Source organism: Sphingopyxis sp. Geo25 (genome assembly GCF_949769135.1).
GTDB lineage: Bacteria > Pseudomonadota > Alphaproteobacteria > Sphingomonadales > Sphingomonadaceae > Sphingopyxis.
Map to the genome: position 1 here is coordinate 123971 of NZ_CATKOZ010000004.1, position 12775 is coordinate 136745.

Sequence of the window (12775 nt, forward strand, 5' to 3'; positions counted from 1 at the left end):
GGGGCTGGGCTTTCTTCTAGAGCGTGTAGGGAATGCGAATACCCGGCATCGACGCCGGAAACACCTTGATATTGCGGGTGACGAGGATGCGGCCGCTGATCTGCGCGGTCGCCAATACGAAGGCGTCGGCAAGGGTCAAGCCCTTGCGTTCGGCGCGGAGTGCGGCGGCACGGCGCGCAACGGCGTCGCCGATCTCCTCGACCTGGAAACAGCCGAGAAAGGCCTCGACGGCTTTGACCGATTGCGGGTCGGCGGCGGACATCACCTCGGTCCAGCTCACCCGGCTGACGCTCTTGCGTCCGGCGCGGCGGATCTCGCCCCGCGCGGCCTCGACGCCGATCAGCGCGTCGATCAGGATGTCGCTGTCGAACTGCGCATCGATCATTCGCGCTTGCCCCTCAGGCGGCGCTGATATTTGAGGCCGTCACCGATATCGTCGCGGTCTTTCCAGATACCGAACGCATTGTCGATCGCGTCACCCGACACGTCGGCGCGATAGGCGGCAACCGCGCGGCGCACCAGCTCAGCGCGCGAGACGCCTTGCTCATTGGCGAGTGCATCGAGCCATTCGACGTCAGAATCGGGAATGTCCGCGAGAAAGCGCATGTAGTTCTGATATCATATCATGATATCAAATCAAGTCCTGCCGAAATTTCTGTCGACGAAAGTCATGGCAAATTGCACCGGATCGGCGGGGCGGCCGTTGCCCTGCTCGAAACGTAGCCTGCCCTCTTCCCAGATCTTGCGGACCTGATCGGGCAATTCGGGTCCGAATTTCATCTGTTGCGCGACCATTTGCACCCAGCTGCCCGTCAGCCCCAGGCTCTGGCGTATCGTCGGCTCCATCGCCACGCAATAGGCGCGCGTCGGCTCGTCGAGATGGCCGATCGCGTTCAGGACCCACGCGTCGACGTAGCGAAGGAATGGCTTGTCGTCGTAGCGGTCGCTCATCTCGTCTTCTCCGTCTTCCATTCGTCGCGCAGCAAGCCGTAGATCAGCGAATCGCGCACGCCGATATGCGTTTCCCACTCGCCGCGCAGCCGGCCTTCGCGCTGGAACCCCAGCCGTTCGAGCAGCCCGATTGAACCGCGATTTTCGGGGTCGGTGTCGGCAAAGATGCGGCGCAGTTCCAACTCGTCAAACCCATAGTCGATCACTCGCGCCACCGCTTCGCGCGCAATGCCCTTGCCCCATTGGTCGCGATGCAGGATATAGCCGACTTCCTTCACCTGAGGCCTGCCGTCGATCAGGATGACCCAGCCGAGCGCGGCATCGTCGCCCGCGGTGATCGCCCAGCAGAGATGACCCTGCCCTTCGCTGGCATTCCCTTTGACGTAATCCGCCGTCTCCGCAGACGACGTGTGCGGCCCGCTCGACCACCAGATCATCACCTCGGGATCGGACAACACCGGAAACAGCGCGCCGGCATCGTCCTCGCGAAGCTGGCGCAGCACGAGCCGCGCGGTCGTCAGCGTCGGCGCGGGCATCGGTCTATTTCTTCTCCGCTGCCTTCTTCTTGCGCATCGCATCGTGAAAGCGGTCGGCCCAGCCGGGCTTGACCGACTGTTCGGCGCGCACGAGGCGGAGTTCGCCGTCCATCACGTCGCGCGTCACCGTGCTGCCCGCGGCGACGATCGCATCGCGGCCGATCCTCACCGGCGCCACGAGCGCGCTGTTCGATCCGATGAAGGCATTCTCGCCGATCTCGGTCCGATATTTGAAATAGCCGTCATAATTGCAGGTGATCGTCCCCGCGCCGATGTTCGCCCCTGCGCCGATGGTCGCATCGCCGAGGTAAGTGAGATGGTTCGCCTTGGCGCCCTTGCCGAGGATCGCCTTCTTGACCTCGACGAAATTGCCGATCTTCGCCTTCTCGCCGAGGATCGTGCCGGGACGCAGGCGTGCAAAGGGGCCGACTTCGCAGCCGACACCGATGGTCGCACCCTCGATATGGCTGAAGCCGCGGATCGTGACCCCGTCGGCGACTTTCGCGCCGGGACCGAAGAATACATTGGGCTCGATCGTCACGTCGCGGCCGATTTCGGTGTCCCACGAGAACCAGACGGTTTCGGGCGCCTTCAGCGACGCTCCGCCCGCCATTGCCTCGTCGCGCTTGAACGCCTGCCACTGCGCCTCGGCGGCGGCAAGTTCGGCGCGGCTGTTGATCCCGGCGACGTCGGCGGGGTCGGTCCTGACCACCGCGCAATGGCGCCCGTCGGCGTTCGCGATATTGACGATATCGACGAGATAAAATTCCTTCGCCGCATTGTCGTCGGTGACCCGCGCGAGCAGCGCGAACAGGTCGCGCGCCTTCGCCGCCATCAGCCCCGAATTGCACAGTCGCACCGCGCGCTCGGCGTCGGTCGCATCCTTATGCTCGACCATCTTCACGACTCGGTCGCCTTCGGTGATGACGCGGCCATATTGCAACGCATCGTCGGGCTCGAACGCCAGCACCACGACCGCGGGCGCATCGGAGGCGCCGAGCCGATCGATCATCGCCTGCATCGTCGCGGTCGGCACGAAGGGCACATCGCCATAGAGGATCAGCACGTCGCCGTCGAAACCGGCGAGCGCCTGCTCCGCCTGCTGCACCGCGTGACCGGTGCCAAGTTGCGGTTCCTGCACCGCCAGATCGGCACTGCCGCCAAGCGCTGCCTCGAGCTGGTCGGCCTTGTCGCCGACGACAACGACCTTCTTCGCGGGCGCCAGCGCATCGACCGCGGCCATCAGGTGCAGCAGCATGGGCCGCCCCGCGATCGGGTGCAGCACCTTGTGGAGGTCGGACTTCATGCGGGTGCCCTTGCCCGCAGCAAGGATGATGGCGGCGATGGGATTGCTCATGGCGCGAGCCATGCCAGCAAATCATTGCGGTTTCCAGCACATCGCGCCATGCGATCGTGCAAATCCCGTTCGCATCGAGCGAAGTCGAGATGCCGCGAAGGCGCGCTCGATCCTTGGGTGTCTCGACTTCGCTCGACACGAACGGAAAAAGAGGTTTGCACATGAACTTTCCCTTCCGCATCGTCGGCTTCGACCTCGACGGCACGCTGGTCGACACCGCGGGCGACCTGACCGCGGCAGTGAACCATGCGCTCGCGCTGCTCGATCGTGCGCCGCTGAGCGAAGCAAAGGTGCGGCCGATGATCGGGCTCGGGGCGAAGCATATGCTCGAACAGGGCCTCACCGCGACCGGCGGCGTTCCTGACGGCGCGGTCGAGCGGCTCTATCCCGAGCTGCTCCGCTATTATGGCCAGCATATCGCGGTACACAGCCGTCCCTTCCCCGGCTTGATCGACGCGCTCGACCGGCTGGACGCGCTCGGGGTCCGGACTGCGGTCGCCACGAACAAGGCTGAGGGGCTGGCGCGCCAGCTGCTTGCGGAACTCGGCCTCGTCGACCGGATGAGCGCGATCATCGGCGGCGACACGCTCGGCGTGCGCAAGCCCTCACCCGACCCCATCCACGCTATGATCGAGCAAAGCGACGGTGGACGGACGGCTTTCGTCGGCGACAGCATCTATGACGTCATGGCTGCAAAGGCCGCCGGCGTACCGAGCATCCTCGTCGGCTTCGGCTTCCTCGACCGGCCCGCCGAAGACTTCGGCGCCGATCATGTGATCGGCCATTATGACGAACTGGTTCCCCTGCTCGAAGCACTGTGATCCCTGCGAAGGCCGGGGTCCATTGGCAAGCTTCGGAGATGGGCCCCCGCCTTCGCCGGGGATCACATCACAACTTCAGCGCTTCCGCCACTTCGTCCAGAGGTGCTTCGCCAGCATCGTCGGCGGCATCCGCAACCAGTGCGAGCGGATGTAGAAGGCCTGCTGAAGCAGGAAATCGGTCGAGCGTCCCCAGTCGTCGCGCGCGAGGAGGCGGCGGCGATACCAGACGTCGCCCGCGTCCTGCCGATCCCAGCCGGAGGGCAAGTCCGCGCCATAAAGATCGCGTGCCAGTCGCGCTGCGCGATGCACAGCCCCGCGCAGCCCGTGCAGGTCCGCACGCGCGTCGAGCCTGCCCCAGAAACCCGAATCCGCCGCGGCGAAATCGCGCGTCAAGCAATGGAAGTCCCACAGGTTGCGAAGTCCGCCCTGCAGGTCGCCGTCGGCGAGCATATGCGCGGCGCAATGGCATGCCATGTCCTCGCGATTGAGAATGGCAAAGCCACTCGCCGTCGTCACCGCGTCGCCGACCAGCGCGAGCGCATCGGGCGTGACTCGGTGCGTTTTCGGCAGGATCGTGTGATGGACGTCGATCATCCGGTCGCGCGCCTTGTGAATGAGCGGCGGCAGCTCGTGCATATGTTCGCGGTAATAGAAATCGTCATAGGGGTCGGACTTGACCCATTCCCAGCCGGCTTCGAGCAGCTCGTTCTCGGCGCGGCGAATGTCGTGTGCGAGGACGAGGATGTCTAGATCACCGATCTGGCGCCCCGCGCTGCAAGGCAGGCCGCCGGCGGCATAGGCGGTGCCTTTCAGAAGCACGAACTCGATCCCTTCGGGCGCGAGCGCGCGGCGCGCCATCTCCGCTTCCCACAGCGCCTGATCCTTTGCAACCTGGGCGGCGGCGCGCTGGTCGGCGAACAGCGCCGCGACCGGCGGCGGCAGATCTGCCTCGCGCAGATGGTGCGCCAGCGTCGCCAGCATCGCCTCGGCGCGCGCGACGCTGATCACACCGTCCCAGTCGCGCGGCGCGAGCGATACCGCATCGATCCGTCCCGCAAGCAGGCCCACCAGAGTATCGATCGCGCTCACCGCGCCGCCTCCGCCCAAAGCCGTTCGACCAGCGCCATCCCTGCCGCGCTGTCGGGATAGGTAATGCCGAAAGCGGGCGTCTCGCGCACCAGCCGCGTCAGCGCGGCGAAGCCCGCCTCGCCGAGCGCGATATAGTTGGTCGACGCCTCGGTCAGCCGGACAAAGGCCTCGCCCTCGCCCATCGGTTCGATCGCCGCTTCACCGCCGAAGCGCGGGAATAGGATCAGCGCGGGACGCGCCGGCACGTGCATCGCCGCGATCGCGTCGGCGCGCGGGATCAGGTGGCGGATGTCGCCCTTCGGCGTTCCGGCGAGAAGCGGGCCGAGCCGCGCCGCATCGACGCGCGCTGCCATTTCGGCGATTGCCTCATTCTTCAAACTGACCGCGCGCGGAAAGGCCAGCGCATCGCCGCTCGCGGGTTCGACCAGCGTGAACTCGTCGCCCATCAGCCGCCAGTCGCCTTCACCGAGCAGCGCTGCGAGGGTCGATTTCCCCGATCCGGATTCGCCCGACATGATCACGGCGCGCCCGTCCCTAGCGACGGCGCTTGCGTGGAGCAGCAGATGCCGCCGCCAGCCGAGCGCCACCTGCAGGTTCATCCCCATCTCGGCTGCGAGCAGCCCCATCGAGAGTGGCAACGGCAGCGCGTCAGGGACGACGAAGTCGCCGCCGATATGCACCGACGGCCGCAGCCAGCGCCGCCACGGCCGCGCCGCGAACAGCCGCACCGTCGCATCGGCGGGCCGCGCATCGTCGCGCGGATAACCGGCGTATAATGTCTCGAGCGCCGCAATCGGTTGCCGCCAGTCACTGCCGATACGGAACTGGACGGGGCCGACCTGGATTCGCGCGCTTTGCCTCACGCTTCCGCCACCAACCCCATCGCGGCGAGCTCGGCGAGCCGGTCGGCGACGATGGCGACGACATCACCCTCGCCATCGAGGTCGAATTCGCCGGCAAGCCGCGCGGCGATCGCATCCGCTCCGCACGCGTCGCCTCCCATCGCCGCCAATATCTCGGGCATCGGCGCGATCACGAGATGCGTCTGCATCGACCGCCGGTCGAAGATCGCGGTCAGCTCGCCCAGCGTCTCGATGCGCAGCGCGTCGGCGGGCGCGGCGCGATAGGCACGATCAGGCATAATTTTCGGCGGTCGCGAGCAGCTTGACGAGGATTTCCATCAGTTTCGCGCGCTCGTCGCGGGTCAAGGCCGATTCGAGCTTTTCCTCCGCCGCGAGCGCCGCCGGGACGATCGCGTCATACAGCGAGCGACCGGTTTCGGTGAGCTCGAGATGGTGCGAGCGCCCGTCGACCTCGTGCGCCTGCCGCGCGATAAGCTGGCGGTCGGCCAGTGCCTTCGCCGCGCGGTTGACCGTCACCTTGTCCATATGGGTGATCGCGACAAGCTCGCGCTGGGTGCGCGGCACGCCCTCGCCCAGCACCGCCATCAACCGCCATTCGGGAATCTTGAGCCCGAACCGGTTCTGATATTCGGCGGCGATCCGGCTGGACAGGGCGTTGGAGGCGACGGACAGACGATAGGGCAGGAAATTGTCGAGATTCAGCTTCTTCGCGGCCATGCCTTGCAAACCCCCAAATGCCGTTTCCCCGGCAGGATCATCCTATCGCCTGTTTCGGGCCTGTGAAGGTCAGAATGTAACGCGGCCGCCGATCCACAACGTGCGCGGCGTCGCGCGTTCGACGATCCCCGCTGACGAGATCGCGGCAGGGACCAGTTCGTCGGTCAGATTTTCGCCGCGCGCCTCGATGCTGACCGCATCGGTCACGCGCCACGACAGCCCGGCATCGAGCGTCAGCGCATCGTCGAGGCGAAGCAGGCCGAGGTCATCCTCATTCTGGCTACCGATATAGCGCAGCGTCGCGAAGCCGCCGAAGCGGCCTTGGCCATTGCTGCGCAGCGAGACGCTGCCGCCATGCTTCGCGATCTGCGCCGGGCGGCGGCCGTCGAGCGCGACGGCCGCACCCGACGCGTCGACCTTGGCATCGGTGAACGCATAGGTCGCGCGCAGCGTCGCCGGGCCGACGCGCTGCTCGGCGCTGAATTCGACCCCCTTGCTGTCGATCGCGTCGAGATTCCGGCGCTGGTTGAGGTTGGGCGCGAGGGTCACATTGGCGATCGCGTTCGACAGATGGTTGGCGAACAGCGTCACCGACAGCTTCGTCCCGCCCCGCTGCCAATCGGCGCCCACTTCACCGCCCCAAAGGCGCTCGGGTTCCAGCGCCTCGTTCGCGGTCGTCACCTCGGCGCCGACGCGGAAGGGCCGGTAAAGTTCGTTGAGCGTCGGCAGGCGCCAACCGCGATACCCCGCGGCGCGCAGCGCGAATGCGTCCGACGTCCAGCGCACGCCCGCGCGGCCGCTGCCTTCCCAGCCCTGTCGCGACGCGAAACGCAGGTTGGTGATCAGCGATCCGCCGATATTGCGCTCGAGCCGGTAGCCCTCGCCGAGCCACCAGCGATCGACCCGCCCGCTCAGCGTCCAGAGGAACCCGTCGCTCGCGTCGCCCGCGGTCCATTCGGCGAAAGCCCCGACGGTATCGCTGCTGCCTCCGGCGATGCGGTGGCGGCCGGGGATGGTGCCCGTGAAGAAGAAATCCTCTTCGGTGCGGCCGGTGGTACGGCGCCAGTCGGCGCCGATACGCAGCGGGTTCCCGCCATCGAAAGCCGGACGAAATTCGACCCGTGCGCCGAGCCCGGTCGCGGGCACGCGCTGAAAGAGCGCGGGCGCCACGCTGTTCCGTCCCGCCGCGACGCTCGCGAAGCCGCTCTCGAAATCGCGGAGCTGGATATAGGCGAGCGCGAGCCATTGCGTCGCGTCATAGGGATCGTGCACGAAGCGCACGCTCGCATCGACGCCGTCGACCTTGCTCTGCGTGAAATCGGTGCCGCGGTCGCGCCGGTCCGAAAAGCCGCGCACGCTCGCCTCGATCCGGCTGTCGTCGCCGGCATCGAAGCGCAGGCGAAGCCCGACCCCGCCCTGTTCATAGGGCGCCGCGCGATCGACGCTGCCGCGCTGGCCTTTCGTGATGGGGATGAACCCATCGCCGCGGCTATACCGCCCATCGATCACGACCTGCCCGCTGCCCAGTTCGCCGCCCGCCGAAGCCGAGACGTCCCAGCTATCGCGGCTGCCATAGGCCGCGCTCGCCTCGACGCCGTCGGTCATCGTCGAATAGAGCCCGATCGTCCCGGCGAGCGCGCCCGGTCCATCGACCCCGCTACCGCCGCCGCGCGTCACGACGATGCCGCCGAGATTGATCGCATCATAGGCGGACCAGGCGACCCAGCCGCCGAACGGGTCGGCCTGCGGCACCCCGTCGAGCGTCACCAGCGCGCGGCTCGACGCATTGCCGCCCAGCCCGCGCAAGGTAACGCCCTGGCTGGTCGGATGTGCGCTGCGCCCGTCCGAGCGGCGGAACTGGACGATTCCCGCCTCGTCGCGCAGGCGATTTTCGACCCGCGAGCCGAAACCCGGATCGAGGTTGCGAAGAATGGCCGAACTCTGCACCCCGTCGTCCTGATTGTGAGGCAGCAGGCCGCCGCGCACGACAATATCATAAGGGTCGATGCGGTAGTCGGCGAAGACGATCTCGTCGCTCGGACCGGAGGAGGCACCCTCCTGCGCCGCGGCCGCCGCCGGCAGCGCCAGCGCAGCCGCCCCCGCGAACAACCGGATCATACGGGCTTCACTGCATCGGGATGCGCCCGCTGGATCGCCGCCAGTTCCATGCACGCGGCATCGATCTCGACGAGCCGCGGATAGTCATCGAGCGGCACCTCGAACCGCCGCGCATTATACATCTGCGGCACGAGGCAGCAGTCGGCGATCCCCGGCGCATCGCCGCCCAGATAGCGCCCCTCGCCCGCCATCGCTTCGAGCGCCTCGAACCCCTGCGCGATCCATGTCGCGATCCAGCGATCCTTGGTCTGCTCGTTGAGCCCCAGATCCTTCGTCAGATATTTGAGGACGCGGAGGTTGTTGAGCGGATGGATGTCGCTCGCGATCACCTGCGCGCGCGCCAGCGCCACCGCGCGCGGCATCGGTTCGTCGGGGATCAGGCGCGGCTCGGGATAGGCACGGTCGAGCCAGTCGATGATCGCCATGCTCTGGATGATCGGCTCGCCATCGACGACAAGCATCGGCACGAATCCTTGCGCATTCTGTTCCAGATAGGCGTCGCTGCGCTGGTCGCCCGCGATCAGGCTGACCTCGACGCGCTCATATTCAAGCCCTTTCAGGTTCATCGCAATGCGGACGCGAAAGCTGGCCGAGGAGCGAAAATAATCGTGGAGGACGAGGCTGGTCATGCGCGCCCTAATGCGATGCTTTCGGCATCTCCGCAATCCATTGCCGCAGCAGCGCCGCGCCTTCCTTATGGACCGTCGAGCGGCCGAGCTCGGGCATCGCGATCCCCGGCTCGGTGCTTTCGAGGCGATAGATGAGGAAGCTGCGGTCGGGCTCGCCCGGCGCGATCGCAAAATCCATCCCGCCGCTGCCGCGCCCCGCCGCGGTCGGGCGCTTGCCGATGCCATAATTGACATTCACCGGATCGGTCCAGCGCAGGAACAGGCCGCTGTTCGACGCGCTGCCTTCCGGATTGTGGCAGTGCGCGCAGTTGACGTCGAGATAGGCGCGCGCGCGGTCCTGCAAACTGCCGCTCGCCGGATCGTCCCAGCGCGGCATGACCGGCTTGAGCGCCTCGGGCCGGTCGAACCACAACCGTTTCGCATCCGCGCTCATCGTCGCCGGCAGCACGAGGTTGCGCGCCTTCGGACCGATCGGCACGATCGCGCCGGCGCGGCTGTGGCATTCCTTGCACTGATTCTTGTTCGGCACGCCATATTGGATGCTGTGCGCGCCGCCGTCGGGACTCTCGAAGCTCACCGGCACGCGGCGGCCCGCGATCGCGAGCGACGCATCCTTGCCGTCGGCGTCCCAGATATAGGGCAGCGCGACCCAGCCCTTCGCGCGGTGGATGAGCAGCCGCGTCTCGACCGGGCGGCCGCCGTTCCGGTCGTGCCAGCCGAAACTCTTGACGATCACCGTGCCGACGGGGAACGCGATCGTGCCGTCGTCGGCGACCTCGGCCTTCTTGCCCGCCGGGATAGAAACGAAGCGATGCTTCTCGGCATAGTCGCTGAACAGCGGCGTGTTCAGCGTATAGGCGAAGCTCGCGATCGGACGCGCCGGATCATTGCCCGCGAACAGGCCAAAGGCGGACAGTTTCGGCGGCATCGTGTCGCCGTCGATCAGCGCCTGATCGACGGCCGGCGGCGCGACACCGCCCGCACCGCTTGCAAAAAGCAGCGCAGCAGCAAGCGCCGCGACGACGGGCTTCACTGGACCTTCGCCTCCATGCTCGCGGGCAGCTTGATCTCGGGCAGCGCCGCCGGGGGCGTGCCCTTCAGCGTCACCGGCGTCGGCTTCGCCTGATCGCGCGGCGTCTTCACATCGGGCAGGTTCAGCGACAGCACCCCGACCTCGTCGAGAACGATCGCGTCGCCCGCGCCGTCCCACAGCACCGGCGGGATCGCCCCGCCCATCGCCGCCGCGATCTGCGCCCCGCCATCGAACGCGGGGGCATAGCCCGCCTTGCCATGCTGGTTGCCGCGCACGACGATCGCCTTCGGCAGCGGCTGGTAGTTCGGATCCTTGTGATCGTAGCGATAGCCGACGATCATGACATTGGCGGTGCCGTTCTGGTCGAAGACATTGCCGAAAACCTCGACATTGCGGTTCGCCATCACCAGCACGCCGGTGCCGGTCGGGACGCTCGCGACGATATTGCCCTTCGGCGCGAAGTTCGGCGTGCTGTTGTCGCTGACGATATTCTCGAACACGCGGACATTATGCCCGCCCTGCTGCGGCAGGCTCGGCAGGTCGAAGACCAGAATGCCGCCCGTATTCTTCGCCGCGATATTGTCGTGGACGTCGGCGTCGAAGCTGTTCTCGATTTCGATCCCCGCCACATTCTCGGTCGCGATCGATTCGCGAACGACGATATTTTTCGACTGGCCGACATAGATGCCCGCGTCCGACGCGCCGCGGACATAGACGCTGTCGATCAGCACGTCGCTGCTCTCGACCGGATAGACGCCATAGGCGCCGTTGGTTTCCTTCGGCCCCGCGGTCCATTCGACGCGAAGCTGGTGATAGACGATGCGGTTCGCGCCCTTCGACTTGATCCCGTCGCCCTTGGTGTTGAGGACCGCGAAATTGGTCAGGAACACGTCGTCGCTGGTGACCAGCAGCCCCTCGCCGGCGCCCTGCTGGCCCGAGAAATCAAGGATCGATCCTGCGCCGTCCTTCGTCCCCGCGCCGCGCACGGTCACATTGTCGACGTCGAGCGACAGCCCGTCGGTCAGCTTCCACACCCCCGCGCCCAGTTCGACCGTGTCGCCGGGTTCGGCGAGGATCAGCGCTTCCTGCAGCTTTTCATTGGCGTCGGGCGTTCCTGCCTTGACGCTGATCGTCTTTGCCGCCGCCGGAGCGGCAACGAAAGCCGCCACGAAACAGAGCGTCGCCGCGTGGCGCAGGCTTTGGAATCGCATGAGTCTCTCCCCTTGTTTCGGGGGAGCATGCGGCAAGACTTGACGGATGCCAAGCGGGTTGCTGACATGCGTGTAGCTAATAAAAACCGGGAGTGGTCGCCTTGTATTTGAGAATTGGATTCGCGCTTGCAGCCTTCATCGCCGTTCCGTCGATGGCTGCGGCGCCACCGGCGGCGGTCAGCGGGCGCTGGAAAACCGACGACGGCAAGGCGATCGTCGCGATGGCGCCCTGCGGCACGAAGATGTGCGGACGCGTTGAGCGCCTGCTGATCAAACAGCCCGCCGGCGGCCAGCTCGACGAACGCAATCCCGACAAGGCGAAGCGCGGCCGGCAGGTCACCGGCCTGCAGATATATTGGGATCTCGTGCCGCATGACGACGGCTGGAAAGGGCCGGGCTACAGCCCCGAAGATGGCCGCTATTACACCGCGCATCTGCGCGTGAAGGGCAACAAGCTGACGATGAAGGGCTGCGTCGCGGTCTTCTGCAAGACCGTCACCTGGACGCGGATCGCTTGATCCTTTGATCCTCCCTGTCGCGCAGCGATGGGGAGGTGGCAGCGCGAAACGCTGACGGAGGGGCAATTAGCGCAACGTCGCCGCCCCTCCACCATCCTTCGGATGGTCCCCCTCCCCATGGCTGCGCCGCAGGGAGGATTGGAGTTCAGGGCGCATCCCCAAGGATCCAGTCGACCCCGGCCGCCACGTGGATACGCGTCGTGTCATAGATCGGCAGGACATTGGCGTCGGTATCGACCAGCATCACCAGTTCGGTGCAGGCCAGCACGATCGCCTGCACATCCTGTTTTGCGATGTCGGTGATGAACGTCTTCATCGTGCGCCGCGAACTTTCGTTCACCTTGCCCAGCATCAGCTCTTCGTAGATGATCCGGTCGATCTCCTCCGCGCGGCTCGCGTCATAGGGCGCCAGGGTCAGGCCGTGGCGAACGAGGCGCTGGCGGAACCACGGTTCGGTCATCACGTTGCGCGTGCCGATCACCGCCGCCGCCTTGATGCCGTCGGCCTTCATCTTTTCGCCGGTCTCGTCGACGATGTGAAGTAGCGGGATCGAGATCGCCGCCGCGACATCCTCGGCGACCTTGTGCATCGAATTGGCGGCGATCATCAGCGCGGTCGCGCCCGCATCCTGCAGCCGCTTCGCCGACGCGATCAGCACCTCTTTCGCATGCGCCCATTGTTCGGGCGTCGAAATGCGCGAAAGCTCGCAATAATTGAGGCTCTCCATCAGGATCGGCGCCGAACAGGCAGTGCCGAGACGCTTCTGCACGCCCTTGTTGAGATGCCTGTAATAAAGCTCGGTCGATGCCCAGCTCATTCCCCCGATCAGGCCGATTTTACGCAAAATGGTCCTCCGAAATGCAACGGGACCGGGTCTCGTCCGACCCGGTCCCGAACTTGGCTAGAAAAACTGTCGCCGTCGGGCAAGCCCG

Annotated in this window: 16 protein-coding genes; 2 read left to right on the forward strand and 14 right to left on the reverse strand. The window is 66.2% G+C overall.

Annotation, left to right across the window (positions count from 1 at the left end; genetic code table 11):
- Positions 1–16: 16 nt before the first annotated feature.
- From QOL68_RS12935 to glmU, 5 genes are read right to left on the reverse strand one after another with little or no spacing between them, the layout of a single operon-like run.
- Positions 17–385, reverse strand: coding sequence for a PIN domain-containing protein (locus tag QOL68_RS12935; protein WP_058457174.1), 369 nt, complete (start codon positions 383–385; stop codon positions 17–19).
- Positions 382–606, reverse strand: coding sequence for a ribbon-helix-helix domain-containing protein (locus QOL68_RS12940; RefSeq protein WP_058457175.1), 225 nt, complete (start codon positions 604–606; stop codon positions 382–384). The genes QOL68_RS12935 and QOL68_RS12940 overlap by 4 nt, the downstream gene beginning before the upstream one ends.
- Positions 607–636: 30 nt before the next feature.
- Positions 637–951, reverse strand: a complete 315-nt coding sequence (locus QOL68_RS12945) for a hypothetical protein (protein ID WP_058457176.1) — start codon at positions 949–951, stop codon at positions 637–639.
- Positions 948–1487 carry a GNAT family N-acetyltransferase gene (locus QOL68_RS12950; protein WP_058457177.1) on the reverse strand — a complete coding sequence of 180 codons (540 nt, stop codon included), beginning with the start codon at positions 1485–1487 and terminating at the stop codon, positions 948–950. The genes QOL68_RS12945 and QOL68_RS12950 overlap by 4 nt, the downstream gene beginning before the upstream one ends.
- 4 nt (positions 1488–1491) lie before the next feature.
- On the reverse strand, positions 1492–2856 hold the full coding sequence (gene glmU / locus QOL68_RS12955) for a bifunctional UDP-N-acetylglucosamine diphosphorylase/glucosamine-1-phosphate N-acetyltransferase GlmU (protein ID WP_058457178.1): 1365 nt from the start codon (positions 2854–2856) through the stop codon (positions 1492–1494).
- Between the two features lie 149 nt (positions 2857–3005).
- Between glmU and QOL68_RS12960 the strand changes: the two genes are divergently transcribed.
- Positions 3006–3665: an HAD-IA family hydrolase gene (locus QOL68_RS12960; protein WP_282949617.1), complete on the forward strand. Its 660-nt coding sequence runs from the start codon at positions 3006–3008 to the stop codon at positions 3663–3665.
- Between the two features lie 75 nt (positions 3666–3740).
- Here the strand turns inward: QOL68_RS12960 and QOL68_RS12965 are convergent, their stop codons facing one another.
- From QOL68_RS12965 to QOL68_RS13000, 8 genes are all read right to left on the reverse strand, one after another.
- A complete protein-coding gene (locus QOL68_RS12965) occupies positions 3741–4754 on the reverse strand; it encodes a nucleotidyltransferase domain-containing protein (protein ID WP_282949616.1) in 1014 nt (337 codons plus the stop codon).
- The gene (locus tag QOL68_RS12970) at positions 4751–5617 is read right to left on the reverse strand and encodes an HprK-related kinase A (RefSeq protein WP_282949615.1); all 867 of its coding nucleotides are present in this window, start codon (positions 5615–5617) and stop codon (positions 4751–4753) included. The genes QOL68_RS12965 and QOL68_RS12970 overlap by 4 nt, the downstream gene beginning before the upstream one ends.
- Positions 5614–5895, reverse strand: coding sequence for an HPr-rel-A system PqqD family peptide chaperone (locus QOL68_RS12975; protein WP_058457181.1), 282 nt, complete (start codon positions 5893–5895; stop codon positions 5614–5616). The genes QOL68_RS12970 and QOL68_RS12975 overlap by 4 nt, the downstream gene beginning before the upstream one ends.
- Positions 5888–6334, reverse strand: a complete 447-nt coding sequence (locus tag QOL68_RS12980; protein ID WP_282949614.1) for a MarR family winged helix-turn-helix transcriptional regulator — start codon at positions 6332–6334, stop codon at positions 5888–5890. The genes QOL68_RS12975 and QOL68_RS12980 overlap by 8 nt, the downstream gene beginning before the upstream one ends.
- Positions 6335–6403: 69 nt before the next feature.
- Positions 6404–8452: a TonB-dependent receptor gene (locus QOL68_RS12985; protein ID WP_282949613.1), complete on the reverse strand. Its 2049-nt coding sequence runs from the start codon at positions 8450–8452 to the stop codon at positions 6404–6406.
- On the reverse strand, positions 8449–9081 hold the full coding sequence (maiA, locus tag QOL68_RS12990; RefSeq protein ID WP_282949612.1) for a maleylacetoacetate isomerase: 633 nt from the start codon (positions 9079–9081) through the stop codon (positions 8449–8451). Before maiA ends, QOL68_RS12985 begins: the two co-directional genes overlap by 4 nt.
- 7 nt (positions 9082–9088) lie before the next feature.
- A complete protein-coding gene (locus QOL68_RS12995; protein WP_282949611.1) occupies positions 9089–10114 on the reverse strand; it encodes an SO2930 family diheme c-type cytochrome in 1026 nt (341 codons plus the stop codon).
- A complete protein-coding gene (locus tag QOL68_RS13000; RefSeq protein WP_282949610.1) occupies positions 10111–11325 on the reverse strand; it encodes a parallel beta-helix domain-containing protein in 1215 nt (404 codons plus the stop codon). Before QOL68_RS13000 ends, QOL68_RS12995 begins: the two co-directional genes overlap by 4 nt.
- 101 nt (positions 11326–11426) lie before the next feature.
- Between QOL68_RS13000 and QOL68_RS13005 the strand changes: the two genes are divergently transcribed.
- Complete coding sequence (locus tag QOL68_RS13005) at positions 11427–11843, forward strand: DUF2147 domain-containing protein (RefSeq protein WP_282949609.1); 417 nt, start codon at positions 11427–11429, stop codon at positions 11841–11843.
- 145 nt (positions 11844–11988) lie between these two features.
- Here the strand turns inward: QOL68_RS13005 and QOL68_RS13010 are convergent, their stop codons facing one another.
- On the reverse strand, positions 11989–12687 hold the full coding sequence (locus QOL68_RS13010) for an aspartate/glutamate racemase family protein (RefSeq protein ID WP_204992664.1): 699 nt from the start codon (positions 12685–12687) through the stop codon (positions 11989–11991).
- Positions 12688–12775 lie beyond the last annotated feature (88 nt).